Here is a 26,703-nt window from a genome sequence, read left to right on the forward strand (position 1 = left end):
ACCGAGAGCAGCTCGCGGACCCGGGCGAGGGCCGAGCGGCCATCCTGTCCGGCGTGGTGGGCCGCCCCGAGCTCGCGCAGCACCGTGAAGCACTCCGGCGCGAGCAACAGCACCACCAGCGCATCGAAGAGGCCGACATCGCCCGCGATCAGGCGGATGCCGAGCACCACGGCGACGACGGCGACCGAGAGCGTCGCGAGCAGCTCCAGGGCGAGCGCCGACAGGAACGCCGTGCGCAGCACTCCGCGGGTGCGTGCGGTGTGGGCATCCTGGATCGCCGCCAGCCGCTCGGCCTGCTCGCGATCCCGCCCGAGCCCCACGAACACGGGCAGGCCGCGGGCGAGCTCGGCGATGTGGTCGGCCAGCCGCGTGAGGGCGGCATGAGCTTCCTCCACCCGATCCCGGCTGTGCATGCCGATGAGCACCATGAACACCGGCACGAGCGGGATGGTGAGGGCGAGCACGAGCGCGCTGAGCGGGTCGGCGATGAGGATGCGGGCGCCAAGTCCCAGCGGCACGACGATCGCCGCGACCGTGGCCGGCACGACGGAGGTGTAGTAGGCGTCGAGGCCGTCGAGGCCACGGCTCGCCGTCACCGCGACGGAGCCGGCGTCGAGATCACGCTCGACGACGCCGCGCGCCAGGTCGGCTCGGTGGGCGAGCTTGGCATGCGCTGCGGCACGTCGCCCCGTGACGCCGGTCGCCCATCCCCCGGCCGCCCGCAGCAGCAGACCGCCGAGTGCCAGAGCGGCCCCGGGCACGAGAGCAGTCGATCCCTCGGCGACGAGCCGGGCGAACCCTTCCGCGATGAGCAGCAGCGCCGCGGCCCGCACGACCGCCGACACCGCGAGGGCCGCGAGCGTCGCCCGCGGCACCTCGGGTGAGCGGTCTCGCGTCATCCGCGCACCGCCGGCACCACCTCGTGGGGCTCCGGGATGTGGTGCACCGCGATGCGCTTGCGGAACACCCAGTAGCTCCACGCCTGATAGGTGAGCACGACCGGCAGCGCCACCCCGGTCACGACCGACATGACCGCGAGGGTGTAGTCGCTGCTGGAGGCGTTCGAGACCGTCAGGTTGAACGCCGCGTCGACGGTCGAGGGCAGCACCACCGGGTAGATCGCGACGAAGAGCGACGCGGCCCCGGCGACGAGGAACCCGGAGAAGCCCAGGAACGCGCGCCCCTCGCGGCGACGACGGGCGGCGAGCCAGCCGAACACCGCCGCGACGACGGCGACGCCGACGAGCAGCCACGACGCCAGGTTTCCGGTCTGCACCTGCACCAGCAGCACCCACCCCACGATCGGCACCAGGGCCACCGGCGCGAAGCGCACGACATCGCGCCCGGCGCGCTCGCGCACCTCGCCCTCGGTCTTCAGCGCGAGGAAGGTCGCGCCCTGCACGAGCGCGAAGCCGACGACGGCGAGACCGCCCAGCACGGCCGGCACGGTCAGCCAGACGAACGGGCCGCCGACGCGATCACCGTTGGCGTCGATCGGCAGTCCCGTGGTGGTGAGCGCGAGCCCCGCGCCGAGGCCGAACGCGGCGACGAGCGAGCCGAGGCCGATCGCGAGGTCCCAGGCACGCGTCCAGCGACGTCCCGAGCCCTTGCCGCGGTACTCGATCGAGACCGCGCGGAAGATCAGGCCGAGCAGCACGAGTACGAGCGGCACGTACAGCGTCGAGAACAGGGAGGCGTACCAGAGCGGGAAGGCGGCGAACATCGCGGCCCCGGCGGTGAGCAGCCAGACCTCGTTGCCGTCCCAGACCGGACCGATCGCGTTGAGCATCACGCGGCGCTCCTGTTCGGTGCGGGCGCGGAACAGCAGGTGCATCCCGACCCCGAAGTCGAAGCCTTCCAGCAGCAGGAAGCCGATCCAGAGCGCGGCGATCGCGATGAACCAGACCGTGGGCAGAACATCCATCTCTCTTCGATCCCTTCGGGGTCAGTAGGCGAACGCCAGCACGTCGTCGCGACGCGATGTGCCGTCGGGGCCGTGGTCGTCGGGGTCGTCGTCATCGGGGCCGTGGTCATCGGGGTGACCGAGTTCGGGCATCGCTCCCGCGACGCCGGCGCGCACGTACTTCACGAGCAGGCCGACCTCGACGACCATGAGGGCGGCGTAGACGAGCGTGAGCGTGATGACCGAGAACAGCATCTCGCCGGCCGTGACGCCCGGTGACACGGCGGCGGCGGTGAACATGTACACCCCGTCGATGCCGCTCGGGTCGGGGTTGGGCGCGACGACGAACGGCTGGCGACCCATCTCGGTGAACACCCAGCCGGAGATGTTCGCTCCGAACGGGGCGAGGATGCCGAACACGGCCAGGCGCATGAGCCACCTCGAACGCGGCACGGTGCCCTTGCGGGTGATCCAGAGCGCCACGACCGCGGCGAAGGCGGCGATCGCGCCGAACCCGATCATGATGCGGAAGCCCCAGTAGGTCACCTCCATGAGCGGCAGGTAGGAGATCTCCTGACCTGCCCGGTCGCCATACCGCGGGTCGTCGGGCAGGGTGAGGCCGTAGGCATCCTGGTACTGCGGGATGAGCTCGTTGATGCCCGGCATCTCGGTCTCGAAGTCGCCGTTGGCCAGGAACGAGAGCAGCCCGGGGATCGCGATCACGGTCGTGACGCTCTCGCAGTCCTGCGAGCCGAGGTCGCCGATCGAGAGCACCGAGAACTCGGTTCCGGTGTGGCACGCCGCTTCGGCCGCGGCCATCTTGAGGGGCTGCTGCTCGTACATGAGCTTCGCCTGGAGGTCGCCGGTGAGGGCGACCCCGCCGAATCCGACGATCGCGATGACCGCGCCGACCCGCAGCGACGTCAGCCAGACGCTGTGGTCGGCGACGTCCCGGCCGGCGATCTCGGGCGCCTCGCCGACGACGACGCGACCCTTCTCGTCGACGGTGTCGATGCCATCCTTGCGCCGGCGCCAGAGCTGGTACCAGGCGATACCGAGCAGGAACCCGCCCGCGACCGCCACCGCTCCGAACAGCGTATGGGTATAGGCGGCGATTGCGGTGTTGTTGGTGAGCACCGCCCAGATGTCGACGAGCACGGGGCGGCCGTCGACGAGTTCGACGCCGACCGGATGCTGCATCCAGGAGTTCGCCGCAATGATGAAGAAGGCCGAGATCCACGACCCGACGACGGCGAGCACGATGGTGGCGAGATGCACCTTCTGGGGCAGCTTGCCCCAGCCGAAGATCCACAGGCCGAGGAAGGTCGACTCGACGAAGAAGGCGAGCAGCCCCTCCATGGCGAGCGGGGCGCCGAAGACGTCGCCGACGAAGCGGGAGTACTCGCTCCAGGCCATGCCGAACTGGAATTCCTGCACGATGCCGGTGGCGACGCCGAGGATGAAGTTGACGAGGTACAACTTGCCCCAGAACTTGGTCAGCCGCAGCCACTTCTCGTCGCCGGTGGCGACGTAGCGGAAGTGGAAGAACGCGACGACCGGACCCAGCCCGAGCGTGAGCGGCACCAGGACGAAGTGGTAGACGGTGGTGATGCCGAACTGCCAACGGGCAATGTCGAGGGGGTCCACTGTGGGGTGCTCCTTTCGATGGTCCTCTCCAATTTCTACACTATGTAGAACTATTTCTACACCCGATCGAAACAGTTCGACAGGGCGTAGAATCGGGCGGAGGAGGTGGACATGGCCAACCTCGGGCTACTCGAACGCGGCGTCATGCAGACGCTCTGGGATGCCGACGCGCCTCTGTCGGCGTACGACGTGCTGCCCCTCGTCTCCGGGGCGGGCGGGACCAAACGCCTCGCCGTCACGACGGTGCTCACCGTACTCAGCCGCCTCGAGAAGAAGGGTTTCGTGCGCGCCGACCGCACCGCCCGCCCGCACCGCTACACCGCGACGGCATCCCGGGCCGACCACGTCGCCGAACTGCTGCACGAAGCGCTCGGCGAGTCGGCCGACCGGCACGCCGTGCTCGAACGCTTCGTCGGAGGAGTGTCGGCCGCCGACGCCGCCGTGCTACGCGACCTGCTCGCCCGGCGCCACGATGCCAGATGACCGGACTGCTCGTCGTCGCCGCAGCGCTCATCTTGATCGCCGCGGCCCTCGCGGTGCCGGTGCCCATTGCGCTCGCCCGCACCGCCTGGCCGACTCGGGCGCCGGCCCGCGCCCTGCTGCTCTGGCAGGTCATCGCCCTCGCCGGGGGCTTCTCGATGATCGGCGCCCTCATCGCCGCGGGGTTCGCGCTCCTGCCGTCCACTGAGATCGGCGGCGGCATCGTGTTCGGCGCGGGCGCCGCCCTCGCCGCCTACCTGCTGAGTCACCTCGCCGTCACCGTCGCCCTCGTCGCGCGGTCACGACGACGACATCGGGCACTGCTGGGCCTCCTCACCTCGCCCCACCCCACCCGGGCATCGACCCTCGTTCTCGAAGACAGCGCGCCGCTCGCCTACTGCGTCCCGAGGGGCTGGAACTCGCTCACCGTGCTGTCCCGTGGTCTGCTCGACCGGCTCAGCCCCGACGAACTCTCCGCCGTCATCGCCCACGAGCGAGCTCACCTCGAGCAGCGCCATGACATCCTGCTGGTCGCCTTCCGGGCGTGGCGGAGCGCCCTGCCCTGGTTCCCGATCGCCGCGCGCGCCGCCGAAGAGGTCGACGTGCTCGTCGAACTGCTCGCCGACGACAGCGCGAGGCGGGTCGTCCCGGATGCCACCCTGGCCCGCGCGATCGTCGCCGCCGCCGCCGTCGAACCCGACGGGGTGCCCCGGGCCCTGCGGCATCCCGCCACCGCGCGCAGTCGCGATCGGTTGCTGCGGCTCGCCGCATGACCCGCGGGACTTTCGGCCTGGGCGCGATCACGCCGGGCACGGCATCCTCGGCCCATGGGATCTGACGAGCCGGTTCGGGTACTCGGCGAAGCGGAATGCTGGGACCGCGTCGCTGCCGCTCCGTACGGCCGACTCGCCATGAGTGTCTCCGACCAGGTCGACATCGTTCCGGTCAACGTCGTGCTCTCCGGCGGCGATCTCTACTTCCGCACCGCGCCGGGGTCGAAGCTCGCGGAGATCGCGGCGAACCCGCGCGTCGCCTTCGAAGTCGACGGCTACGACGACGACACCGCGTTCAGTGTCGTCGTGAAGGGCGTCGCGGAGCGCCTCGAGCGTCACGCCGACATCGACGCCGCCGAGGAGCTACCGCTCACGCCGTGGATCCCCACACCCAAGTACCGGTGGGTGCGCATCCGTCCCGAGTCGGTGACCGGCCGGGCGTTCCGTCGCGGGCCGGAACCCGAGCGCTACGTCTGAGCGCGCCCCGGTTCGCCGGTCCGACGACGGGTGACCCGGTAGACGGCCGCTTGCGTGCGCGACTCCAGCCCGAGCTTCGCGAGCAGCCCCGAGACGTAGTTCTTCACCGTCTTCTCGGCGAGGTCGAGCCGCTCGGCGATCTGGCGGTTGGTGAGCCCGTCGGCGATGAACTCGAGAACCTGCCGTTCGCGCAAGCTGAGCTCGGGGTCGGCCGGCGCCGTCGGGGTCGCCACGAGCTGTTCGACGACCCGGCGCCCCGCCGCCGCAGGCAACAATCGCTTTCCGGCAGCGACCTGGCGGATGTCGCCGATCAGTGCCTGCCCGCGGATGTCCTTCACGACATACCCGGCCGCCCCGGCGAGCACCGCGGAGCGCAGCGCTTCGTCGTCGTCGTAGGCGGTGAGGATGAGACACGCGATCTCGGGATACCGCGACCGGATCTCTCGGCACAGGTCGATGCCGTTGCCGTCCGGGAGCCGAACATCGAGAACGGCGACATCGGGGCGGGTCGCCGCGATACGCGCCAGCGCCTGCTTCACATCGCCGGCCTCCCCGACGACCTCGAGGTCGTGCTCGGCATCGACGAGTTCGGCGATCCCCCGCCGCACGATCTCGTGGTCGTCCACCAGGAACACGCGTGTCATCAGGCCTCCTCGGCGAACGGAACCGACCACTCCAGCCGCGTCCCGTGCGGTTCGGTCGCGGCGAGCAGGAACGTTCCGCCCCGAGCAGCCGCGCGGTCGGCGAGGTTGTCGGTCCCGCTCGACCGTTCGGGGCTTTCCGGCAGGCCGACGCCGTCGTCTTCGATCGTCACGATCAGGCGCCCGTTCGCCAGCTCGATCCGCACGTCACCCCGTCGGGCTCGCGCGTGCCGCGTCACATTCGCGAGGCCCTCGCGGACGACGGCGACGACGTCGTCGGCGAGGTCGTCGCCGACGAACAGATCGATGGCTCCGGCGAATGCCAGGCGCGGGCTCCAGCCGAGGGCGGCGGCCGCCGATGTCGCCACGTCGAGCACTCGGTGCCGCAGGCCGTCGCGGGCCGCGTTCGGCCGCGACTGCAGGGTGAAGACGACGGTGCGGATCTCAGAAATCGCCGTGTCGATGGCGTCGACCTGTTCGGCGATCCGCGCGGCGAGCGCGGGGTCGGCGAGACCGCTTGCCGATTGCAGACCGAGCCCCGCGCCGAACAACCGCTGGATGACGTGGTCGTGCAGGTCACGCGCGATGCGGGTGCGCTCTTCGACGAGCTCCAGCTGCTGACGGTCGAGCCGGGCGCGGGCGAAGGCGATGGCGACACTCGTCTGACGCGCGAACTCGGCAGCCATCTCCAGATCGGCCGTGCTGAATCGCTCGCTACCGACGGGGAGTGAGATCGTGAGCCCACCGAGCGGCTGCCCGTCGGCGAACAACGGCACGGCGACCGTCGGGCCGTAGCCGAATTCTCCGCTCTGCGGATGGGAGAGGGAGTCGACGACCACCGGCCCCGCGCTTTCGAGTGCCCGGGTCACGAGCGACCCTTCGGCCTCGACCAGGGTCCCTTGGAGGCTGAGCCCCCCCTCGCCCCGGGCGATTTCGATGTGCAGGCCATCGTCGCGGGGTCGGATGAGGCAGACCAGTTCGGCGCCGACGGCCGACGCGACGGTCTCGACCACGACGGCGAGCGGATCGTCGACTTCACCCGACAACAGGGTGACGTTGATCTCGGCGAGCGCGGCACTCCAGCGCTCGCGGCGGCGGCTTTCGGCGAACAACCGCGCGTTGTCGATCGCGATGCCTGCGGTGGCAGCGAGCGAGGCGACGAGTTCTTCGTCTTCCGCCGAGAACGCACCCCCGGCCTTGTCGGTCAGATACAGGTTGCCGTACACCTCACCGCGCACGACGACCGGAACTCCCAGAAAGGAGTCCATCGGCGGATGGTGGGTCGGAAAGCCCGCGGACCGCTCGTCGGCGCCGAGATGCTCGAGGCGGATCGATGCCCCGGAGTCGATCACCGCGCCGAGCAGCCCCCGACCTTCCGGCAGATGGCCGATGCGGGCAGCCAGTTCGGGCGCGATCCCCACATGGATGAACTGTTCGAGACCCCCGGTCGGCGCGATGACACCGAGTGCGCCGTAGCGCGCCCCAGAGAGCGACACGGCCGCCTCGACGATCGTGCGCAGCACCTGGTCGACATCGATCTGCTCGACGACGACGCGCGTCGCGCGCAACAGTTCCCGGATGCGAGGCGCATCCGTGAACGGCGATCCGTCGGTCATTGGTGCGAGTGTAGCCAGCCCGGGGGACCTAGGTCCCTGGGACCGACGCGGGATGCGGACGATGATCGTGCTGACGAGGGAAAGGCCAACATGCGGTACATCGTCGGCGTCGACGGCTCGGCCCCGTCCGAGAGCGCCGTCAGCTGGGCGGTGAGTCGGGCGCGCCGCGACCGAGCCCCCCTCGTCGTCGTCCACGTCGTCGACGCGGAGGCGGGTCGGATGGGGCCCGACTTCCGCGCCGAGGCGACCGAGCTCGGCCGTCGCCTCTTGGAGCGGACGCAAGCCCGCCTGCGCACGGAGGAGCCGACCCTCGAGCTCTCCTCCGAACTGCTGGAGGGGTCTACCCCGTGGGAGCTGACCCGGTTCACCCGCGCCGGCGACGTGCTCGTCGTCGGAACTCACAAGACCGGGTTCAGCAGCGGGCGGGTCCTCGGCTCGCGGAGTGTTCAGATCGCGGCCGCCTGCAGATGCACGGTCGCCGTCATCCCCGCCACCGATGTGCGCTTCCGTCGCGGCGTCGTGGCCGGTATCGACCGTGAGGAGACGGCCCGCCACATCGTCGATGTCGCAGCCCACGAGGCCACCGTCTGCGGCGACCAGCTCACCCTGGTGCATGCCGGGCTTTCCGGTGCGGTCGCCGACGACGCCCCCCTCCAGGTCGCGCTCGCCTGCGCGCGCACCGCCTACCCCGAGCTGGTCGTTCAGGCACGCCGATCCAACCGGGCGCCGTCGGCGGCGCTCCTCGACGCGGCCCGGTCTCAGGCGCTCTTGGTGATCGGCCCCGGTTCGACGGGCATCGAGCGCTCCCCGATCGGCAGCGTCCTCCACGAGATCCTGCTCAACGCGAACACCCCCGTGCTGGTGGCCGGTCTCCCCCCGCGGTGACCCCGGCAATCCGGGCAAGCGCAGGCGCCCAGCCCCGACGATCGAGGCGACCGCACGTCGACCCCACGAGCGAGGAACTCAATTCGCCCGATACACGGTGCGCGCATAGTCGTGGTACGGGGCGGGCGCGACCGTGGCCCGCACCTTCACCTGCCGATGGTTCTGGTCGACCTGCGGCTTGCGTGAGATCGGGTCCTCACCCCAGACCACCTCCACGACGGCCCCTTCGGGCACCTCGGTGTCGAGGGTGGCGAGTGACATGTAGAGCTGTTCGTTGGCGACGTAGCCGGCGTCGGTCGAGATGCCCACCTGCGTGCCCCCCAGCTCGATGGTGTCCATCTGGTAGAAGCCGTAGCGGGCTTTCGGGAAGTCGAGGAACTTCGCCGGGATGCCCGGCTCGACCTGCGACTTGACGATCGCGGCGACGTCGTCGGAGTTCCACAGCAGCGTCACTTTGCGGCGCTCGGGGTTCGCGGCGATCTTCTCGAGTGCTTCGCGGCCGTGGAAGTCGTGGTCGAATCTGACCGACCGGCCGAGCCCGAGGTCGTACGGCGTGAACTGGTAGTCATGCACGTCGGTCGAGTACAGCGAGCCACCGATGGAGCCCGCGCGGGCGGCGGGAAGCCATTCGCGGTATTCGGCGAAGTCGTCGTCCCAGATCGCGGGGAACGGCGTCGGCACCCACCCGGACTCCAGCGGCGACGACGAGTACGCCTTCGCCCCGACCCGCCGGATGCCGTACTCGGCCCCGGCTTCCATCATCGCGTCGATGATGGTCTGCCCGTCGGCGTAGTTGCCGTAGAACTCGAAGCCGGGCTGGCCGGCCATGCCGTGGCGGAGCGCCTTGACCGGGATGCCGGCGATCTCAAGGTCGGCGATGTGGAAGAACTTCACGTCGGGCACGGGCCCACCCCAGAGCTTCTCCATGACGTGGTCGGCTTCGGGGCCTTGGATCTCGTAGCGGAAGAACGTCGGGTCGTTGCCGGCACCGCGCATGTTCGAGTTGGCTTCGAGGCGGTGGTGCACGTCGTTGCCCGCGGCTTCGGCCTTCTCGGCGTTGTAGCGCACCCAGTCGATGAGGATGTGGTGGCCGACCAACACGATCCCTTCCCGCTCGTCGGAGTTGTAGAAGAGGATCCCGTCGCCGATCAGGTAGCCGGCGTGGTTCACGGAGATCAGCTGCTTGGCGACACCCGGGCGGAAGTTCGCGAACGTGTTGGGCGAGATGGCGGAGAGCATCGGGATCAGGTCGGACCCGCCGAGGAACAGCTGGGTCATGTGGTGCGACTGGTCCATGATCGCGACGCTCGTCATCCAGGCCCGTTGCTCGTCGCGCCAGTTGGTGAATTCGGGCTGGATCGGGAAGGTGATCGACGGCCAGTCCTGGTTGCGGAGCAGTTCGACGGGGCCGCCTGCCCGGGCCACGGCGGCGGCGAGCGACTCGGCCTGCGGGGTGGGAGATGTCATCGGAGTTCTCGCTTTCGTGACCGACGTCGTCGATGGCGTCGGCTTCGGTTCGGAGTGTACGAGCGGCACGGCGCCATCCGGTCGGATGCTCTCTATGAAAGGAAGTAGGGTCGTGACAAGCGAAGGAGCTCGATGGCGCGGCAGTCGAACGGCGTTTCGGCGATCAGCCGCGTCGTCATGGTGCTCGACACGTTCTCGTTCGAGGCCCCGTTCCTTTCGCTGAGCGAGATCTCGGAACGCGCCGGCATCCCGATGTCGTCGGCCCACCGGATCGTCACCGAACTGGTCGAACACGGCCTGCTCGAGCGGATGCCAGACCGCAGCTACCGGGTCGGCAATCGACTCTGGGAGATGGGCAGCCGCACCCCGGGAGCTCTGGGGCTGCGCGAGATCGCGCTGCCATTCCTGCACGCGATCCAGTCGCGGGTGCGGCAGCACACCCAGCTGCTCGTGCGGTCGGGGCTCGACGTGCTCGTCATCGAGCGGCTGTCGTCGCGCGACGCCGTCGTCAACGCGTCGATCGTCGGCGGGCGTATCCCCATCCAACACTCGTCGAGCGGCATCGTGTTGCTCGCCGACGCCGACGACGACTTGGCCGAGAAGGTGATCGAGCGCGGGCTCGCGCCGATCACCCCGTCGAGTCTGGCGACGCCCGCGCAGCTGCGGGATGCCGTGGCCTCTACCCGCCGTCTGGGATACGCCGTGTCGGAGGGCTGGATCTTCGAGGAGTCCCGCGGCATCGCCGTGCCGGTGCGCGGGTCACAGGATGTCGTCGTCGGCACGGTGAGCGTCGTCATTCCCAACGATCACTCGCCGGTCGATGACCTGGTGCGGCTGCTGAAGCTCGCCGCGACGGGGATCTCGGACGCCCTCCTGCGCAGCTACCTGCCGCCGGGCCACCCGCAGGCCCGCCCCGGCGGGGTCTACCGGCAGCTGGTGAGTTCGTCGGAGCGGTCGATGGCCTACTTCGAGCATCTGCTCGAGCAGCACGGTCCCGCCGTCCACGACGGCCACCTGGGCCCCCCGCGGCACGCGGGCGCACCGCCAGCCGGCTAGAGGTCTACCGGTCGCGGTCAGCTGAGGTACGCCGCCAGCCGAGGATAGACCCGTTGCGCGTTCCCGCTGTACACCTGGGCCCTGGCCTCCGCGGCCAACGCCGACGCCTCGAGGTACTTGCCGGTGTCATCCCAACCGGAACCCGTGGTCGGGTTGTCGCCGCGGACTGCCCCGAGCATCTCGGAGCCGAACAGCACCCGATCGGTCGGCACGACCTCGAGCAGCAGGTCGATTCCCGGCTGGTGGTAGACGCACGTGTCGAAGTAGATGCGCTCGGTCGAGGCGTCGAAGTCCCACCCTTCGCGCACGCTCATGCCCTGAAGCCGCCCCCAATGGAAGGGAATCGCCCCGCCCCCATGGGGAATGATCAACCGCAGCCCCGGCTGGTTTTTCATGAATCCGCTGCTGAGCGCCTGCACGAAGAACGTCGTGTCGGCCGACAGGTAGTACGAGCCGGTCGTCTGAAAGAACGGGTTCTCGGCCTGGCTGACGTGCAGCATCCCCGGCACGTCGAGCTCTTGCATCGCCTCCCAGAGCGGCCACCAATACCGGTCGCCGAGGTCGGGGCCGGTCCAGTAGCCGCCCGTGGGGTCGGGGTTGATGTTGACGGCCACGAATCCGAGTTCGTCGACGGTGCGCCGCAGTTCCCGTACCGAGGCATCGATCGATGCGCCGGGCGATTGCGGCAGTTGAGCGACCGGCACAAACCGGCCGGGGAAGAGATGGCACGCACGCGCGATGAGGTCGTTCTGGCGCACCGTCCAGCCGATCGAGGTGGATTGGTCGCCGACGTGATGCCCCATCCAGGATGCGCGGGGCGAGAAGAGCGTGACGTCGATCCCCCGTTCGCGCTGCACGCGAAGCTGGCCGCCTTCGATGCTCTCGCGGATCTCGTCGTCGGTCACGTCGAAGGAGCCGTCCGGTGCCGAGCCGCCGGTGAGCGCGGCGACCTGTGCCGCGCGCCAGGTCCCCACTCCGGCCGGCGTCGTCGTGTAGTGGCCGTGGCAGTCGATGATCACGACTCGAATGTAGCCAAAATTGTCGACGATCTCGATGCGGGGCGGCAGGAGGGGCGGCAGGAGGGGCGGCAGGAGGGCGGCAGCATATGGTCGGTGCATGGCGAACTCGCGCTCGGGCGACAGCGTGATCGACCGTCTCGTGCGGGTGCTGGCGACGTTCGACGCCGGGCACACGGCCCAGACCCCGAGCGAGATCGCCCGCCGCGCGGAGCTGCCCGCCTCCACTGCGCACCGCCTGGTTGCCGACCTGATCGGGTCGGGTCTGCTCGAACGGGATGAGGACGGCCGAGCCCGGGTGGGCATGCGCCTCTGGGAGCTGGCGACGCGGGGGTCGCTGGCCCTGGGTCTGCGACAGGCGGCACTTCCTGCCATGGAGAAGGTGCAGGCAGCGCTGCGCCAGCACACGCAGCTCGGGGTGTTCGATGACGACCAGGTGCTGTTCCTGGAGCGCCTGTCGCATCCCGACGCCGGCGCCAACATCGCCCGCATCGCCGGGCGGCTGCCGCTGCACGCGTCGTCGTCGGGTCTGGTGCTGCTCGCGGCAGCTCCCCCCGAGGTGCTCGAGCGGGTGCTCGCCGGCCCGCTCGCCGGGCTCGCCCCCGGCACGCTGACCGATCCGGCCGCACTACGGCGCAAACTCGCCGAGGTGCGACGCCTGGGCTTTGCCGCCGCGCCGGGGTCGGTCGAAACCGTGTCGACCGGAATCGCGGTGCCCGTGCGCGACCGGGGCGCTGTCGTCGCCGCGCTGGGCGTCGTGCTGCCGCGCGAGAACGTCGACGAGCGACGCACGGTCGCCGTGTTGCGCGCCGCCGCGCAGGAGATCGAGGAGACACTCACGCGCTCGCCCTCCGTCTTCGGCTGAGGTGTTCGCGGATGGCTCGGGATTTCGTGACCAGTGATACCGCGGCTCGGCGTCGATCGGGTGGTGGGTGGAGCCAGTAGCGACCCTCTCGTCGGCGGATCTGCCACCCCTCGTTGTGCAGTTTCAGATGATGGTGCTTGCACAGCAACACGCCCCGCTCGAGGTCGGTGCGGCCCTGATCCCTGACGTAGTGGTCGATGTGGTGCGCTTCACACCAGGAGGGCGGCCGTTCGCAGCCCGGCCAGAGACATCCGCCGTCACGAATCGCGAGCGCGACCCGCTGGTGGCGCGAGTACAGCCGCTGTTCGCGGCCGAGGTCGAGCACATCCCCGAGCGAGTCGATCAGCGCGGTCTGGGTGCCCTGGGCGCAGGCGAGGGCTTGCACGGTGCCGATCGAGAGCACTTCGCCCGACCCTTCGATGACGCCGTGCCCGGTTCCGGCGATCAGGTCGGTGGCTTGCACCAACACCCGCACCGCCGGCGCACCCTTCCCCAGCAGAACATCACTGCCGATGGTGGCCGCTTGGCGCAGCAGTTCGGTGAACGCGTCCGACGCGATCTGCTGGGTCGTGCGCTCATCGCGTTCCAACGCCTCTGCGCGCCCCTTCTGCTCGTCATCGACGAACCGGGGTCCACCTCGGCGGGGTGAGGTGGCGCGGTCGTAGATCTCGTCGACGACCCCGGCGGTGACCGGGTCGTAGTCCCAGATCAGGCGTTTCATCCCGTCGCGCAGGTCGAGTCGGCGCAGCGACCGCCGACCCCGCAGCACCGCTTCGCGGGGTGCGATGCCGGCCTCGTCGAGTTCGTCACGCACTTCCCGGGCCCGCTTCAGCAACCGATCAGGGTCAAGGGTCGACGCCTCTTCACACAACAGCTCGGTCGCGTGAGCCACAAGCTCCGGCGGCGCGGCCGCCCCATCCAGGCCGGCACGGATCGCCTCGGCCTCCTGCACCGACACCGACCCCTCGGCGACAGCGCTGCCCAGAACGGAATCCTCAGTCTGCGCGAGCCGCCCGATCCGCACAGCGACGACGGCATCCCGACCGGTCGCGCCGGTCGCCGACTTCAACAACTCCTCGGGGGTGCGGGCACCTTCCCGCCTGGCCAACCCGGCACCGCCCAGCGACGGGTCCGAACGTCGCGCCAGCTCCCCCGCCGCGAGCGCCAGATGCGCATCCGCCAGCCGCCGAGCCTCCCCCGCGAGCCGCAGCCACTCCATCACCGAAGCATCCGACGCCGCACGACACGCCGACACCGACCGCGGCACGTCCCGCAGCACCGCAACAGCGGTGGCCAGAGCGGCAGTCGAGGTCATGAGAATCATCCTTCCGAACCCCATTCTCCCAACCAGAACAAACTTTCGAAAGTACAAGAAGTCGCGCAAAAACACCCTGTGAAGGACTCGAATTCATATCCCATTGAACGGGCAACTTGACCCCAGCGCCGCACGAGCACCCCAAACTGGCGAAAGTCCCGAGAACGATCGAAGGAGATCACATGCCCACCCCCATCCGCACCCGCGTCGCCATCGTCGGCGCCGGCCCCGCCGGGCTGCTGCTCTCCCACCTGCTGCACCTCGACGGCATCGAGTCGATCGTCATCGACAACCGCACCCGCGCCGACATCGAGAAGACGATCCGCGCGGGCATCCTCGAGAACGGCACCGTCGACCTGCTCGTCGAGACCGGCGCCTCGGACCGCGTCCTGAAAGAGGCCCACCGCCACGAGGGCATCGAGCTGCAGTTCCAGGGCGAGGGTCACCGCATCGACTTCCAGAAGCTGGTCGGCCGCGCCGTCTACCTCTACCCGCAGCACGAGGTTCTCATCGACCTGCTCGCGCGGCGGATCGCCGACGGCGGCGACATCCGCTTCGAGCACGAGGCCATCGACGTCGACGGCACAACCGAGGCCCCCCGCGTGGTGGGGAAGGATGCCGCGGGCCAGCCGTTCGAGATCGTCGCGGATGTCGTGATCGGCGCCGACGGATCCCGCAGCGTCGCCCGCACCGCCGTCGTCGGCTCGATGACCGGCGGCTACTTCCGGGAGTACCCGTTCGCCTGGTTCGGCATCCTCTGCGAGGCTCCCCCGTCATCCGACGAGCTCATCTACGCCAATTCCGACAACGGTTTCGCCCTCATCAGCCAGCGCTCGGCGACGGTGCAGCGCATGTACCTGCAGTGCGACCCCGAGCAGGACCCGAACGAGTGGAGCGACGCCCAGATCTGGGATTCCCTCCAGACCCGCGTCGCCGGCCGCACCCTGCACGAGGGCCCGATCTTCCAGCGCGACGTGTTGCGCTTCCGCTCCTTCGTCGCCCACAAGCTGCAGAAGGGCCGGGTCTTCCTGGCCGGGGATGCCGCCCACACCGTGCCCCCGACCGGCGCGAAGGGCCTGAACCTCGCGGTCAACGATGTGCGCATCCTGCACGAGGGTCTGCTCGCGCTCTTCACCCGCAACGACACAACCGAGCTCGACCGCTACGAGGAACGCGCCCTGCATCGCATCTGGCGCGCCCAGCACTTCTCGTGGTGGATGACGAGCATGTTGCACTCGACCCCCGACGCGAGCGACTTCGACCGCCGTCGGCAGATCGGCGAACTCGAGAGCGTCGTCTCGTCGGACGCGGCGATGACTTACCTCGCCGAGGCCTACACCGGCTGGCCCTACGACTGACCCTCAGAACGCGCGAAGGATGACCGCAGAACCCTGGCCGCCACCGCCGCAGATGCCGGCAGCGCCGTACGATCCCGACCCGGCGGCGACGAGCTGCCGGGCGAGGGTGCCGACGATGCGGGCGCCCGAGGCACCGACCGGATGCCCGAGCGCGATCGCGCCGCCGTGGGCGTTCACGATCGCACCGTCGATTCCCAGAAGTTCGACCGAGCGCACCGCGACCGCGGCGAACGCCTCGTTGATCTCGACGGCAGCGAGGTCGGCCGGCGTGACCCCCTCGAGCCGCGCGAGGGCAGCCAGGATGGCGTTGGCCGGCTGGGCGTGCAGCCGCGTGTCAGGCCCGGCCACGGCGGCGTGGCTCTCGATGCGGGCGAGCGGCGTGATCCCGCGTGCGGTGGCCGTCTCCTCTGACATGAGCACGAGAGCCGCGGCGCCGTCGGTGATCTGCGACGAGTTGCCCGCAGTGATCGATCCGGTGGGCGAGAACGCGCCACGAAGCTTCGCCAGCGACTCGGGCGTCGTGTCGGCCCGCACGCCGTCGTCATCCGTCACGACCGTCTCGCCCGCGCGCGAGGTGAGCGTGTACGGGGCGATCTCTTCCGCGAGGAAGGCGGCGGATGCCACAGAACGCTGATGAGACCCCGCGGCCCAGGCATCCTGAGCCTCACGCGTGACCTTGTGTTCGGCGTTGCCGTCTTCGGTCGAGGCCCCCATTGAGACGTGCTCGAACGAGTCGAGCAGCGCGTCGTGTTCGAGGGTGTCGACCATCTCGATGGCGCCGTACTTGACCCCGGCGCGGGCCCGGTAGGCGTGCGGAGCGCGCGACATCGACTCCATGCCGGCGGCGACGACGATGCCGTGCTCGCCGGCCTCGATGTTGCGGGCGGCCGCGATGACCGCTTCCATCCCCGACAGGCAGACGGCGTTGATCGTCATCGCCGGCGACGAGAGCGGGATGCCCGCGCCGACGGCCGCCTGACGAATCGGCCCCTGGCCCGCGGCGGCCGGCAACACCTGACCACCCCAGATGCGCTCGACTTCTGCCGCCTCGACAGCGGCCCGAGCGAGCGCCGCCCGGATGGCGTGCGCCGCGAGGTCGGATGCCGGGATGTCGGCGAACCGGCCGGTGAAGCGGGAGAACGGGGTGCGGGCGTAGCCCGCGATGACGACGGCCATCAGTGTGCCTCCAGTTCGACGGTGCCCAACTCGACGGTGAACGGTGCCCCGGTCAGCGTCCGCAGCTCTTCTACATCTTCTCCCGGCGCGATCTCGCGCAACACCAGCCCGTCGGGCGTGACATCGAACACGGCGCGGTCGCTGACGATCCGGTCGACGACGCCGACCCCGGTGAGCGGCAGATCGCAGGTCTCGACGATCTTCGGGCTGCCGTCTTTCGCGACGTGCTCGGTGACGACGATGACGTAGGGGGTGCCGGCGACGAGATCCATCGCGCCGCCCATGCCCTTCACGAGTTTGCCCGGGATGGTCCAGTTCGCCAGATCCCCGTTGCCCGCGACCTGGAGCGCCCCGAGGATCGCGGTCGCGACGTGACCGCCACGGATCATCCCGAACGACATCGCCGAGTCGAACACCGCGGCACCCGGCAACAGCGTCACGGTCTGCTTGCCCGCGTTGATGAGGTCGGCATCCTCTTCCCCTTCATAGGGGAACGGCCCCATGCCGAGGATGCCGTTCTCGCTTTGCAGCGTCACCGAGACTCCGGCAGGCAGGTTGTTGGCGACGAGCGTCGGGATGCCGATGCCGAGGTTGACGTAGTCGCCGTCCTTGAGTTCACGGGCCGCGATGGCGGCCATCTCGTCACGCGTCCACATGAGCGGCCTCCTTGGGGCGAACCGTGCGCTGCTCGATCTCTTTCGTCAGGTCCTCCGCGAGCACGAGCCGCTGCACGAAGATCCCGGGAGTCATCACGTCGTCGGGGTCGATGAACCCGTCGACGATCTCCTCCGCCTCGGCGAGGGTCACCTTGCCCGCGGTCGCGACGAGCGGGTTGAAGTTTCGGGCGGTGAGCCGGTAGCGCAGGTTGCCGTACGGGTCGGCCCACCGGGCCCGCACGAGCGCCACATCGGCGACGATCCCGCGCTCGAGAATCACGCGACGCCCGTCGAACTCGGCCTCGGGTTTGCCCTCGGCGATCGGGGTGCCGACGCCGGTCGGGGTGTAGAAGCCCGGGATGCCGGCGCCCCCCGCGCGCAACCGCTCGGCAAGCGTGCCCTGGGGTGCGAACTCCACCTCGAGTTCGCCCGAGAGGTACTGCTCGGCGAACAGCTTGTTCTCGCCGACGTAGGAGGCGATGACCTTCTTGACCTGCTTGTTCTCGAGCAGCAGGCCGAGGCCCTTGCCGTCGACGCCCATGTTGTTCGACACGATGGTGAGGTCTTTCGCCCCGGTGTCGCGCAGCGCGCGGATGAGGTTGGTCGGGTTGCCGCTCAGGCCGAACCCGCCGACCGCGATCGTCATCCCGTCTTCGACGACGCCGGCGAGGGCTTCCGTCGCCGACGGCCAGATCTTCTGAGCCATGCCACTCCTTCGTGCGCGTGCCCACATCGTGGTCGAGGCTCAGCGTACGTTCTTCAAGGCTGTCTGTCGAAGATCGGTCGCGATGTGGCCACCTGCCCCGAGAGGCGTCCATAATGTGGACGTGACGACTGTTCCCGGTACTCAGGTGATCGGCCGCGCCGCCGCGGTGCTGCGCGCCGTGGGCGCCGCGATGCCGCGCGGCTTGAGCACCTCGGCCGTCGCCATCGCGACCGGACTCACGCGCCCCACCGCACACCGGCTGCTCGCCTCCCTCGCGGCCGAAGGCTTCATCGACCACGATGCTCTCTCGGGTCGCTGGGTTCCGGGGCCGGAGCTCTATCTGCTCGGCGCGGCCGCCGCCGAGCGCTACGACATCACGGCCTCGGCACGCCCGGTCGTGCGCGCCCTCGCCGAGGCCACGGGCGAGAGCGCCTTCCTCTCGGCGCGGCGCGGCGACGAGACCGTCTGCCTGTTGCGGGAAGACGGGGCCTTCCCTATCCGCTCGCACGTACTGCACGAGGGCATCCGCTTTCCACTCGGGGTCGCCTCGGCCGGCCTCGCCATCCTGGCTTTCCTGCCTGACGCGACGATCGAGCGCTACCTGGCCTCGGCCGACCTATCGGCGTTCGGGCCGGCACACGAGACCGAGCTCGTGCGGGAACGTGTCGCCGCCACTCGCGCCGCCGGATACGCCCTCAACCCCGGGCTGCTCGTCGAGGGCAGTTGGGGCATGGGTGCCGCCGTGTTCGACGGTTCCGATCAACCCGCGTGGGCGCTCAGCCTCACCGGCATCGAGGCGCGCTTCTCGGCCGACCGACGACCGGAACTCGGGCGGCTGCTGCTCGAGCACGCCCACCGGCTGACGCAAGCGTTGCGCGGGCGCTGAGTCACTCGCGCGGCGGGCGTTCCAGCAGCGAGCCGCGCGGAAACTGCAGCATGCGCCAGACGAGCGCATCCCGTCGGGGCTGAACCGGCGGTTCCCCGGCGGCGCGAACCAGCACGCCCGTGCGCGGATCCCGCAGATCGATCTCGTTCACGTCGAGAGTCGTCGAGTAGCCGTTGTCGTGCTCCACCCGCATCCGGCGCAGGGCAAACTCTCCGAGGACGATCCAGGCGACGAAGTCCACGAGCACGATCGCGCCCGGCACGATCAGAACCGCCGGATGCGGCCGCCAGCCGAAGCCGAGCGCGGCGAGAGTGACCAGCAGCACGCCGATCGATGCCGCAAGCACCAGCCGGGCGCGACCCTGCCACTGGCCGGCCGTCGGGCCGGGCAACTGGGCGGGGTCGCGCTCGATCATGGTGTCAATATCCCATGTGTCAACGCCCGCCGGAGCGCCGCTTGTTGAAGACGTCGAACGCGACGGCGAGCAGCAGCACCAGGCCCTTGACCGCCTGTTGCCACTCGATGCCGATCCCCATGAGCGACATGCCGTTGTTGAGCACGCCGATGATGAGACCACCGATGATCGCGCCGCCGATGGTGCCTACGCCGCCCTGTACCGCCGCGCCGCCGATGAAGGCGGCCGAGATCGCCTCGAGCTCGAAGCCGTCACCGGCCTTCGGGCCGGCCAGGTTGAGGCGCGCCGTGAAGATCAGGCCGGCGAGCGCCGCGAGGGTGCCCATGTTGACGAACAGCCAGAAGTCCACCTGGCGAGTCTTGATGCCCGACAGCTCGGCGGCGTGGCGGTTGCCGCCGATCGCGTAGACGTGGCGCCCGAACACCGACCGGTTCTGGATGATGCCGTAGATGAGCACGAGCGCGGCGAGCACGATGAGCGTGATCGGCAGGCCCTTCGCCTGGGCGAGCGCGAAGGCGAACGCCCCGATGCCGAAGACGGCGAGCGCCATCTTGAGCAGGAACCAGCCGAGCGGCTCGACCTCCTGGGCGTAGCTCTGACGTCCGCGGCGGGTGCGCAGCGACTGCACGACGATGCCGATGATCGCGAGCCCGCCCGCCATGAGGGTGATGAGGTCGATGTGCCCGCGCGCGCCGTACGGCACCTCAAGGAAGCTGAGGAAGCCGTTGCCGAGCGCCCGGTACTCGGCGGGGAACGACCCGATGTTCTGGTTGCCGAGGGTGACGAGCGCGAGCCCGCGGAAGATCAGCATGCCGGCCAGCGTCACGATGAACGCTGGGATGCCGACGAAGGCGACCCAGAAGCCTTGCCAGGCCCCCACCACCGCCCCGACCAGCAGCGAGATGACGATCGCGGCCCACCACGGCAACCCGAGATACAACGGCGATACCAGCACCCCCGAGACGGCGCCGATGAACGCGGCGACCGACCCGACGGAGAGGTCGATGTGCCCGGCGACGATGATGAATACCATCCCGATCGCGAGCACGAGGATGTACCCGTTCTGCACGATCAGGTTGGAGATGTTCTGCGGACGCAGCAGCACCCCGCTCGTGGTGATCGAGAACAGCACGACGACCGCGATGAGGGCGACGAAGATGCCGTTGCGGCCGAGGTCGGTGACGACGTGGGCCAGCGCCGACGTAATGCGGTTGGTCGGGGGCGACGACGTCTCGGCGACGGTGGTGCGAGTGGTCGGTTCGGACATCAGCGCGGGGCCTCCATGGTCATGAGCTTGATGAGTGCTTCGGGGGTTGCCTTCTCGATCGGGAGTTCCCCGGTGATCCGGCCTTCGGACAGGGCGTAGATGCGGTCGCAGATGCCGATCAGCTCGGGCAGCTCCGACGAGATGACGATGATCGCCTTCCCCTCGGCGGCGAGCCGGTTGATGATCGTGTAGATCTCGTACTTGGCGCCGACGTCGATACCGCGCGTCGGCTCATCGAGGATGAGCACGTCGGGGGCGGAGTAGATCCATTTCGACAGCACGACCTTCTGCTGGTTGCCGCCGGAGAGCTTGCCGGTGGGCACGAGCACGCTCGGCGCCTTGATGTTCATCTCTTTGCGGTACTGGTTGGCGACCTTGAACTCTTCGCCGTCGTTGACCAGTCCCCCGCGCGACAGCTTCTTCAACGACGCGACCGAGATGTTGCGCTTGATGTCTTCGATGAGGTTGAGGCCGTAGTACTTGCGGTCTTCGGTCGCGTACGCGATGCCGTGATCGATCGCCTCTGCGACGTTGCGGATGCGGATCTGCTTGCCGTTCTTGAAGACCTTGCCCGAGATGCGCGTTCCGTAGGACCGCCCGAACACGCTCATCGCGAACTCGGTGCGTCCCGCGCCCATGAGCCCGGCGATGCCGACGATCTCGCCGGCTCGCACGGTGAGATCGACGTTGTCGACGACGACCCGGCCCGGGTCTTGGGGGTGGTGGACCGTCCAGTCCTCGACACGCAGCACCTCCTCGCCGATGTGCGGGGTGTGATCGGGGTAGCGGTGTTCGAGATCGCGACCGACCATGTCTTTGATGATGCGGTCTTCGGTCACGTCGGTCTTCGCGATCGTCTCGATCGCCTTGCCGTCACGAATGACGGTGACGCGGTCGGCGACCTTCTTGATCTCGTTGAGCTTGTGGCTGATGATGATGCTCGTGATGCCCTGACCCTTGAGGTGCAGGATCAGGTCGAGCAGGTGGTCGGAGTCCTCGTCGTTGAGCGCCGCCGTGGGCTCGTCGAGGATGAGCAGTTTCACGCGCTTGCTCAGCGCCTTCGCGATCTCGACGAGCTGCTGCTTTCCGACGCCGATGTCGCGGATCTTGGTGGTCGGGTTCTCGCTCAGCCCGACGCGGGCGAGAAGTTTCTTCGCCTCCTGGTTGGCCTTGTTCCAGTCGATGAGACCGAAGCGGCCCTTGACCTCGTTGTTGAGGAAGATGTTCTCGGCGATCGAGAGGTAGGGGCTCAAGGCGAGCTCCTGGTGGATGATGACGATGCCTTCGGCCTCGCTGTCGCGCAGGGTGCGGAAGTTCATCTCGCGACCCTCGAAGAGGATGGTGCCGTCGTACGTGCCGTGCGGGTAGACGCCCGAGAGCACTTTCATGAGGGTCGACTTGCCGGCGCCGTTCTCGCCGCAGATCGCGTGCACCTCGCCGGGCTCGACCTCGAGGGTCACGTTCTGCAGGGCCTTGACGCCCGGGAACGTCTTGGTGATGTCCCGCATCTCAAGGAGGGTGTTCGCCATCGCGATCCGACCAGCTTTCTAAGAAGCGACGTTGTATTCGGGAACTGCCGGTGGGGGGAGCGTAGCTCCCCCCACCAGGAGAGGTGAAGAGAAGACGGACTTAGCCGTTGATCTCCTCTTCGGTCCAGTAGCCGCTGTCGACCAGCTGCTCCTGGATGTTGTCCGCCACGACGATGAACGGCTCGAGCAGGTACGACGGAACGACCTTCACGCCGTTGTCGTAGGTCTCGGTGTCGTTGATCTCCGGCTCCTCGCCGCTCAGCGCGGCGATCGTGATCTCGGCGGCCTTGGCGGCGAGCAGGCGCGTGTCCTTGAAGATGGTCGCGTACTGCTCACCGGCGATGATCGCCTTGACGCTGTCCAGCTCCGCGTCCTGACCCGAGATGATCGGGAAGTCGGCGCCGACGGTGTAGCCGGCGTCGGTCAGGGCGGAGATGATGCCACGGCTGATGCCGTCGTAAGGCGACAGCACGGCGTCGACCGTCGAGCCGTCCGAGAACTGCGACGCGAGGATGTCCTCCATGCGGCTCTGAGCGGTCTCACCGTCCCAGCGCAGCGTGGCGACTTGCTCGATGTCGGTCTGACCCGACTTCACGACGAGCGTTCCGTCGTCGATCAGCGGCTGGAGCACATCCATCGCGCCGTTGAAGAAGAAGAACGCGTTGTTGTCGTCGAGCGAGCCGGCGAACAGCTCGATGTTGAACGGTCCGGCAGGAGCGTCCGCGATCGGGGTGCCGTCGAGCTCGGTCAGGCCGAGGCCGTTGAGCACCGACCACGCCTGCTGCTGTCCGACCTTGAAGTTGTCGAACGTCGCGTAGTAGCTCACCGCTTCGGTCTCACGCAGCAGGCGGTCGTACGCGATGACGACGACATCCTGGCTGGCGGCTTCTTCGAGCACGGTGGTGAGGGTGGTGCCGTCGATCGCGGCCACGACGAGCGCCACAGCGCCCTTGGTGACCATGTTCTCGATCTGGCTGACCTGCGTCGGGATGTCGTCCTCTGCATACTGCAGGTCGACCTCGAAGCCGGCCTCCTCGAACTGGGCCTTCAGGGCGTCGCCGTCCTGAATCCAGCGCTCCGAGGAACGGGTGGGCATGGCGATGCCGATGAGGCCGCCTTCGCTGTCGCCGCCACCGCCTGCCGCCGGCGCGCAGGCCACGAGGCCGAGCGCAACGGCAGCGGAGGCGACGAGCGCGAGCACACTTCGCTTCTTCACTGTGTGATTCCTTTCTGAATGGACGCCAAGTTCGTTAGTGCAATACCCGGCATCGTCCATGAAAGCCGGGCGTCTCGTCCGGGCTGTTGCCCGGGGAGTCTGGGGGTCACGGAAGGTCCCTTTCGGGATGCTGTCCGTAAACGTTCTGGTAGCGCGCGAAGAGGCTGTCGATCGCGTCGGCGGGCAGCGGGGCCACCTCGCCGAGCTGACGCGCGAGGTGCACGGCGCGGGCGGCATCCTCGACCATGACGGCCGCCTTGACCGCGTCGCGCGCGTCGGAGCCGATCGTGAACGGCCCGTGGCCCTGCATGAGCACGGCGCGCGACCGGTGGCCGGAGAGGGTCTTGACGATGCCTTCGCCGATCGAGGCGTCGCCGATGACGGCGAACGGCCCGACCGGGATCTCGCCGCCGAACTCGTCGGCGATCGCGGTGAGCACGCAGGGGATGGCTTCGCCGCGCGCTGCCCAGGCGGTCGCGTACGGCGAGTGCGTGTGTACGACGCCACCGACCTCCGGCATGTTCCGGTAGACGTGGGCGTGCGCCGCGGTGTCGCTCGACGGGGCTCGGTCGGCGCCGGGGGTGTCAGGGATGATCGCGCCGTCGAGGTCGCAGAGGATCATGTTGGCCGGGGCGAGGTCGTCGTAGGCGACGCCGCTCGGCTTGATCACGAACAGGTCGGCGCCGGGCACGCGGGCGGAGACGTTGCCGCCGGTCCAGACGACGAGGCCGTAGCGCACGAGTTCGGCGTGAAGGGCCGAGACCTCTTCGCGCACCCGGGCGATGGTGACCTGGAGTTCGGGGGTGAAGTCGGTGGAGGCACCGGGGGTTCCCGTGCGCACCGCTTCTTGCTCAACCACGCTGTGACTCCATCGTCGCTCTTTCGGACCACTTGCCCCGCCACCATGTGACCGGTCACACGAGACGGCTCATCGTAAACACGAAACGGTCACATCCGCAAACGGATTACCTCAGCCGTGACCCGAACGTGACATGAGCCGCGGTCAGTTGCGCATCGACGCGTGCGGTTCCGCCGTCGATTGCCGCACGATGAGCTCGGGGACCACGAGCTCATGATCGGGTGCCGCGCCCCGCAGCTCCGCCATCAGCAGCGCCACGGCGCGGCGGCCGATCTCGGTGAAGTTCTGCCGCACCGTCGTCAGCGGCGGGGCGAAGTGCGCCGCCTCCGGGATGTCGTCGAAGCCGACAAGGCTGATGTCTTCCGGGATGCGCAGGTCCATCTCGCGGCAGGCGTGCATGAAGCCCAACGCCATCTGATCGTTGCTGGCGAAGACCGCCGAGAAGTCGCGGAAACGCAACAGTTCGAGGCCGGCGTAGTAGCCGAAGTGCGCGCTCCAGTCGCCGAGGATCGGCGCCCGCGTGCGCAGGTCGGCGTCGTTGATCTCCTCCAGGTACCCCTGCATCCGGGCCTCGGCCTCGATCCAGTCCTGGGGGCCCGAGATGTGCAGGATCTCGGTGTGGCCCAGCTCGATCAGGTGCCGGGTGGCGAGCCGCGCGCCGAGGGTCTGGTCGGTCGACATCCCGTGGCCCTCGGCGAGATTCGCGGTCTGCAGGGTGACGTACGGCACGTCGGGTGCGATCTCGGCGATCACCTCGAGCACCCGCTGCTGGGGGGCGATCACGACGAGGGCTTCAACCGACTGGCTCATCAGGTAGTCGAGCGCCGCGCGGATCGACGTGACATCGGTCGTGGCGATCGACGTGACGCTCGACCGATAGCCGGCATCCCGCGCCGCGATCTCGATCGCCGCGATGCTCGTGGCCGGCCCGTACTGCGAACTCTGTGAACTCAGCACCCCGATCGTGCGCGAGCGGCTCGTGACGAGGGCCCGCGCTGCGGGGTTGGGCCGGTACCCGGTCTCGGCGATCACCGCGAGAACTCGTTCGCGGGTCGAGTCGCGGATGCTGGGGTGGTCGTTGAGAACACGCGACACGGTTTGGTACGACACGCCCGCCAGTCGGGCGACATCCCGGATGTTGGGGGCCCGGCTGCGACCCGGCTCGGCGTCGGCCGGGTCTGCCGCGTGATCGTTCACATGACGATCTTGGAGCATTTTCGCTTCCCTCGCGCGCACTGAATTCAGCCCTATCGACCTCGAGGAGCGGATTCCCAGGCCGACCCCCTAGGCTGGGGACAGCGATCGGCGTCTGCCTTTGGCGTATGAACGGCCACCACCCCTCTCGGGGCGGCCACCGATCGGTTGGATCCACATCTCGAACCCCGCCTCGACGGGCGCCGCAGCTCTCGGGCCGATCCGCGCTACGAGCCCTCGCACCGCCGCGAAAGTCGATCCGGCCCGGCAGTTCACGGCGGTGGCCCAGGTGGTCCGCGAGACGGGACTGCTCCGCCGCGCGCCGTGGTTCTACGCGACCCTGATGGCCGGGCTCGGCCTGGCGCTCATCGCCGCGGGCACGGGTTTCGTGCTGCTCGGCGACACCTGGATGCAGTTGCTCATCGCAGCTGCCCTCGGCATCCTCTTCACCCAGTTCGCGTTCTTCTCGCACGAAGCCGCCCACCGGCAGGTTCTGGCATCGGGCCCGGCGAACGACCGGGTCGGCCGCTTCGTCGGCAACTTCATCGTCGGCATGAGCTACTCCTGGTGGATGAACAAGCACACCCGGCACCACGCCAACCCGAACCAGGTCGGCAAAGATCCCGACATCGCCGGCGACATCATCGCGTTCACCGAAGGCAAGGCGACGAACGCCCGCGGCCTGATGGCGGTCATCAACAAGCGTCAGGGCTGGCTGTTCTTCCCGCTGCTGACGCTCGAGGGCCTCAACCTCTACGTGCAGTCGTACCAGTGGCTGCTCACCCGCCGCGGCGTCAAAGGCCGATACATCGAGCTCGGCCTGCTCACGGTGCGGTTCGCGCTGCTCTTCGGGGTCGTGTTCTGGTTCCTGCCGCTCGGCATGGCGTTCGCGTTCCTCGGCGTGCAGATCGCGGTGTTCGGCGCCTACATGGGGGCGGCGTTCGCGGTGAATCACATCGGCATGCCGATCATCCCCGCCGACTCCAAACTCGACTTCTTCACCAAGCAGGTCACGACTTCGCGAAACATCCGCGGAGGCTTCCTCGCGAGCGCGATCTACGGCGGGCTCAACTACCAGGTCGAACACCACCTGTTCCCCAACATGGCGCGCGTGCACCTGGCCAAGACCCGCCGCATCGTGCGCGAACACTCGCGTACGCTTGATATCCCCTATACCGAGACCTCGATCCCCCGCGCCTATGCGGAGGTCATCGAGTACCTCAACCGGGTCGGGCGCTTCGCGCGTGACCCCTTCACCTGTCCGGTGCTCGGTCGATACCGACGCACCTGACCCGGTCGA

General features: G+C 68.9%; 26 protein-coding genes. 9 read left to right on the forward strand and 17 right to left on the reverse strand.

The window, feature by feature from the left end; all coding sequences use genetic code 11:
• The 3 genes from WBL06_RS11225 to WBL06_RS11235 all read right to left on the reverse strand — a co-directional run.
• Window positions 1-899: ABC transporter transmembrane domain-containing protein (locus WBL06_RS11225; protein WP_424456095.1), on the reverse strand; the 899-nt coding region annotated here is incomplete at its 3' end.
• Window positions 896-1,924 (reverse strand): cytochrome d ubiquinol oxidase subunit II, encoded by a 1,029-nt coding sequence (cydB, locus tag WBL06_RS11230; protein ID WP_424456097.1) that lies wholly within the window; start codon window positions 1,922-1,924, stop codon window positions 896-898. The genes WBL06_RS11225 and cydB, both read right to left, overlap by 4 nt.
• Window positions 1,925-1,945: 21 nt before the next feature.
• Window positions 1,946-3,550, reverse strand: a complete 1,605-nt coding sequence (locus tag WBL06_RS11235; protein WP_424456099.1) for a cytochrome ubiquinol oxidase subunit I — start codon at window positions 3,548-3,550, stop codon at window positions 1,946-1,948.
• A 111-nt stretch (window positions 3,551-3,661) separates the two neighbouring features.
• On the opposite strand from WBL06_RS11235, the gene WBL06_RS11240 reads away from it, so the two are divergent.
• From WBL06_RS11240 to WBL06_RS11250, 3 genes are read left to right on the forward strand one after another with little or no spacing between them, the layout of a single operon-like run.
• Complete coding sequence (locus tag WBL06_RS11240; RefSeq protein ID WP_424456101.1) at window positions 3,662-4,033, forward strand: BlaI/MecI/CopY family transcriptional regulator; 372 nt, start codon at window positions 3,662-3,664, stop codon at window positions 4,031-4,033.
• Window positions 4,030-4,803 carry a M56 family metallopeptidase gene (locus WBL06_RS11245; protein ID WP_424456103.1) on the forward strand — a complete coding sequence of 258 codons (774 nt, stop codon included), beginning with the start codon at window positions 4,030-4,032 and terminating at the stop codon, window positions 4,801-4,803. The genes WBL06_RS11240 and WBL06_RS11245 overlap by 4 nt, the downstream gene beginning before the upstream one ends.
• A gap of 54 nt (window positions 4,804-4,857) precedes the next feature.
• Window positions 4,858-5,280 (forward strand): pyridoxamine 5'-phosphate oxidase family protein, encoded by a 423-nt coding sequence (locus WBL06_RS11250; protein WP_424456105.1) that lies wholly within the window; start codon window positions 4,858-4,860, stop codon window positions 5,278-5,280.
• Here WBL06_RS11250 and WBL06_RS11255 read toward each other — a convergent pair.
• A complete protein-coding gene (locus WBL06_RS11255) occupies window positions 5,271-5,924 on the reverse strand; it encodes a response regulator (protein WP_424456106.1) in 654 nt (217 codons plus the stop codon). The two genes, WBL06_RS11250 and WBL06_RS11255, sit on opposite strands and share 10 nt — an antisense overlap.
• Window positions 5,924-7,537: a GAF domain-containing protein gene (locus tag WBL06_RS11260; RefSeq protein ID WP_424456107.1), complete on the reverse strand. Its 1,614-nt coding sequence runs from the start codon at window positions 7,535-7,537 to the stop codon at window positions 5,924-5,926. Before WBL06_RS11260 ends, WBL06_RS11255 begins: the two co-directional genes overlap by 1 nt.
• A gap of 90 nt (window positions 7,538-7,627) precedes the next feature.
• On the opposite strand from WBL06_RS11260, the gene WBL06_RS11265 reads away from it, so the two are divergent.
• Window positions 7,628-8,422: a universal stress protein gene (locus WBL06_RS11265; RefSeq protein WP_424456108.1), complete on the forward strand. Its 795-nt coding sequence runs from the start codon at window positions 7,628-7,630 to the stop codon at window positions 8,420-8,422.
• Window positions 8,423-8,500: 78 nt separating this feature from the next.
• Here WBL06_RS11265 and WBL06_RS11270 read toward each other — a convergent pair whose 3' ends face one another.
• Window positions 8,501-9,889 carry an aminomethyl transferase family protein gene (locus tag WBL06_RS11270; protein ID WP_424456109.1) on the reverse strand — a complete coding sequence of 463 codons (1,389 nt, stop codon included), beginning with the start codon at window positions 9,887-9,889 and terminating at the stop codon, window positions 8,501-8,503.
• Window positions 9,890-10,021: 132 nt separating this feature from the next.
• On the opposite strand from WBL06_RS11270, the gene WBL06_RS11275 reads away from it, so the two are divergent.
• On the forward strand, window positions 10,022-10,945 hold the full coding sequence (locus tag WBL06_RS11275) for an IclR family transcriptional regulator (protein WP_424456111.1): 924 nt from the start codon (window positions 10,022-10,024) through the stop codon (window positions 10,943-10,945).
• 17 nt (window positions 10,946-10,962) lie between these two features.
• Here WBL06_RS11275 and WBL06_RS11280 read toward each other — a convergent pair whose 3' ends face one another.
• The gene (locus WBL06_RS11280; protein WP_424456113.1) at window positions 10,963-12,063 is read right to left on the reverse strand and encodes an amidohydrolase family protein; all 1,101 of its coding nucleotides are present in this window, start codon (window positions 12,061-12,063) and stop codon (window positions 10,963-10,965) included.
• Between WBL06_RS11280 and WBL06_RS11285 the strand changes: the two genes are divergently transcribed.
• Window positions 12,062-12,826: an IclR family transcriptional regulator gene (locus tag WBL06_RS11285; protein ID WP_424456115.1), complete on the forward strand. Its 765-nt coding sequence runs from the start codon at window positions 12,062-12,064 to the stop codon at window positions 12,824-12,826. The two genes, WBL06_RS11280 and WBL06_RS11285, sit on opposite strands and share 2 nt — an antisense overlap.
• On the opposite strand, the gene WBL06_RS11290 is transcribed toward WBL06_RS11285, so the two are convergent.
• Window positions 12,798-14,141: a DUF222 domain-containing protein gene (locus WBL06_RS11290; RefSeq protein ID WP_424456117.1), complete on the reverse strand. Its 1,344-nt coding sequence runs from the start codon at window positions 14,139-14,141 to the stop codon at window positions 12,798-12,800. The genes WBL06_RS11285 and WBL06_RS11290 overlap by 29 nt on opposite strands.
• Before the next feature lie 182 nt (window positions 14,142-14,323).
• Here WBL06_RS11290 and WBL06_RS11295 point away from each other — a divergent pair, with 182 nt between their 5' ends.
• Window positions 14,324-15,499: a 4-hydroxybenzoate 3-monooxygenase gene (locus WBL06_RS11295; protein WP_424456119.1), complete on the forward strand. Its 1,176-nt coding sequence runs from the start codon at window positions 14,324-14,326 to the stop codon at window positions 15,497-15,499.
• A 3-nt stretch (window positions 15,500-15,502) separates the two neighbouring features.
• Here the strand turns inward: WBL06_RS11295 and WBL06_RS11300 are convergent, their stop codons facing one another.
• From WBL06_RS11300 to WBL06_RS11310, 3 genes are read right to left on the reverse strand one after another with little or no spacing between them, the layout of a single operon-like run.
• Complete coding sequence (locus WBL06_RS11300; RefSeq protein ID WP_424456121.1) at window positions 15,503-16,675, reverse strand: acetyl-CoA C-acyltransferase; 1,173 nt, start codon at window positions 16,673-16,675, stop codon at window positions 15,503-15,505.
• Window positions 16,675-17,331 (reverse strand): CoA transferase subunit B, encoded by a 657-nt coding sequence (locus WBL06_RS11305; protein ID WP_424456123.1) that lies wholly within the window; start codon window positions 17,329-17,331, stop codon window positions 16,675-16,677. Before WBL06_RS11305 ends, WBL06_RS11300 begins: the two co-directional genes overlap by 1 nt.
• Window positions 17,318-18,037: a CoA transferase subunit A gene (locus tag WBL06_RS11310; RefSeq protein ID WP_424456125.1), complete on the reverse strand. Its 720-nt coding sequence runs from the start codon at window positions 18,035-18,037 to the stop codon at window positions 17,318-17,320. Before WBL06_RS11310 ends, WBL06_RS11305 begins: the two co-directional genes overlap by 14 nt.
• An 82-nt stretch (window positions 18,038-18,119) precedes the next feature.
• Between WBL06_RS11310 and WBL06_RS11315 the strand changes: the two genes are divergently transcribed.
• The gene (locus WBL06_RS11315) at window positions 18,120-18,923 is read left to right on the forward strand and encodes an IclR family transcriptional regulator (RefSeq protein ID WP_424456127.1); all 804 of its coding nucleotides are present in this window, start codon (window positions 18,120-18,122) and stop codon (window positions 18,921-18,923) included.
• A gap of 1 nt (window position 18,924) precedes the next feature.
• Here the strand turns inward: WBL06_RS11315 and WBL06_RS11320 are convergent, their stop codons facing one another.
• From WBL06_RS11320 to WBL06_RS11345, 6 genes are all read right to left on the reverse strand, one after another.
• A complete protein-coding gene (locus WBL06_RS11320) occupies window positions 18,925-19,338 on the reverse strand; it encodes a hypothetical protein (protein ID WP_424456129.1) in 414 nt (137 codons plus the stop codon).
• A gap of 19 nt (window positions 19,339-19,357) precedes the next feature.
• Window positions 19,358-20,605, reverse strand: coding sequence for a multiple monosaccharide ABC transporter permease (mmsB, locus tag WBL06_RS11325; protein WP_424456131.1), 1,248 nt, complete (start codon window positions 20,603-20,605; stop codon window positions 19,358-19,360).
• Window positions 20,605-22,134 (reverse strand): multiple monosaccharide ABC transporter ATP-binding protein, encoded by a 1,530-nt coding sequence (gene mmsA, locus WBL06_RS11330; RefSeq protein ID WP_424456133.1) that lies wholly within the window; start codon window positions 22,132-22,134, stop codon window positions 20,605-20,607. Before mmsA ends, mmsB begins: the two co-directional genes overlap by 1 nt.
• Window positions 22,135-22,234: 100 nt before the next feature.
• Window positions 22,235-23,350, reverse strand: coding sequence for a multiple monosaccharide ABC transporter substrate-binding protein (gene chvE / locus WBL06_RS11335; protein ID WP_424456135.1), 1,116 nt, complete (start codon window positions 23,348-23,350; stop codon window positions 22,235-22,237).
• A 106-nt stretch (window positions 23,351-23,456) separates the two neighbouring features.
• Window positions 23,457-24,191 (reverse strand): L-ribulose-5-phosphate 4-epimerase, encoded by a 735-nt coding sequence (locus WBL06_RS11340; RefSeq protein WP_424456164.1) that lies wholly within the window; start codon window positions 24,189-24,191, stop codon window positions 23,457-23,459.
• A gap of 162 nt (window positions 24,192-24,353) precedes the next feature.
• Window positions 24,354-25,406, reverse strand: a complete 1,053-nt coding sequence (locus tag WBL06_RS11345; RefSeq protein ID WP_424456137.1) for a LacI family DNA-binding transcriptional regulator — start codon at window positions 25,404-25,406, stop codon at window positions 24,354-24,356.
• Window positions 25,407-25,566: 160 nt separating this feature from the next.
• On the opposite strand from WBL06_RS11345, the gene WBL06_RS11350 reads away from it, so the two are divergent.
• The gene (locus WBL06_RS11350) at window positions 25,567-26,694 is read left to right on the forward strand and encodes a fatty acid desaturase family protein (protein ID WP_424456166.1); all 1,128 of its coding nucleotides are present in this window, start codon (window positions 25,567-25,569) and stop codon (window positions 26,692-26,694) included.
• Window positions 26,695-26,703: the final 9 nt, after the last annotated feature.

The organism is Pseudolysinimonas sp. (assembly GCF_049651805.1).
Taxonomy (GTDB): Bacteria; Actinomycetota; Actinomycetes; order Actinomycetales; family Microbacteriaceae; genus Pseudolysinimonas_A.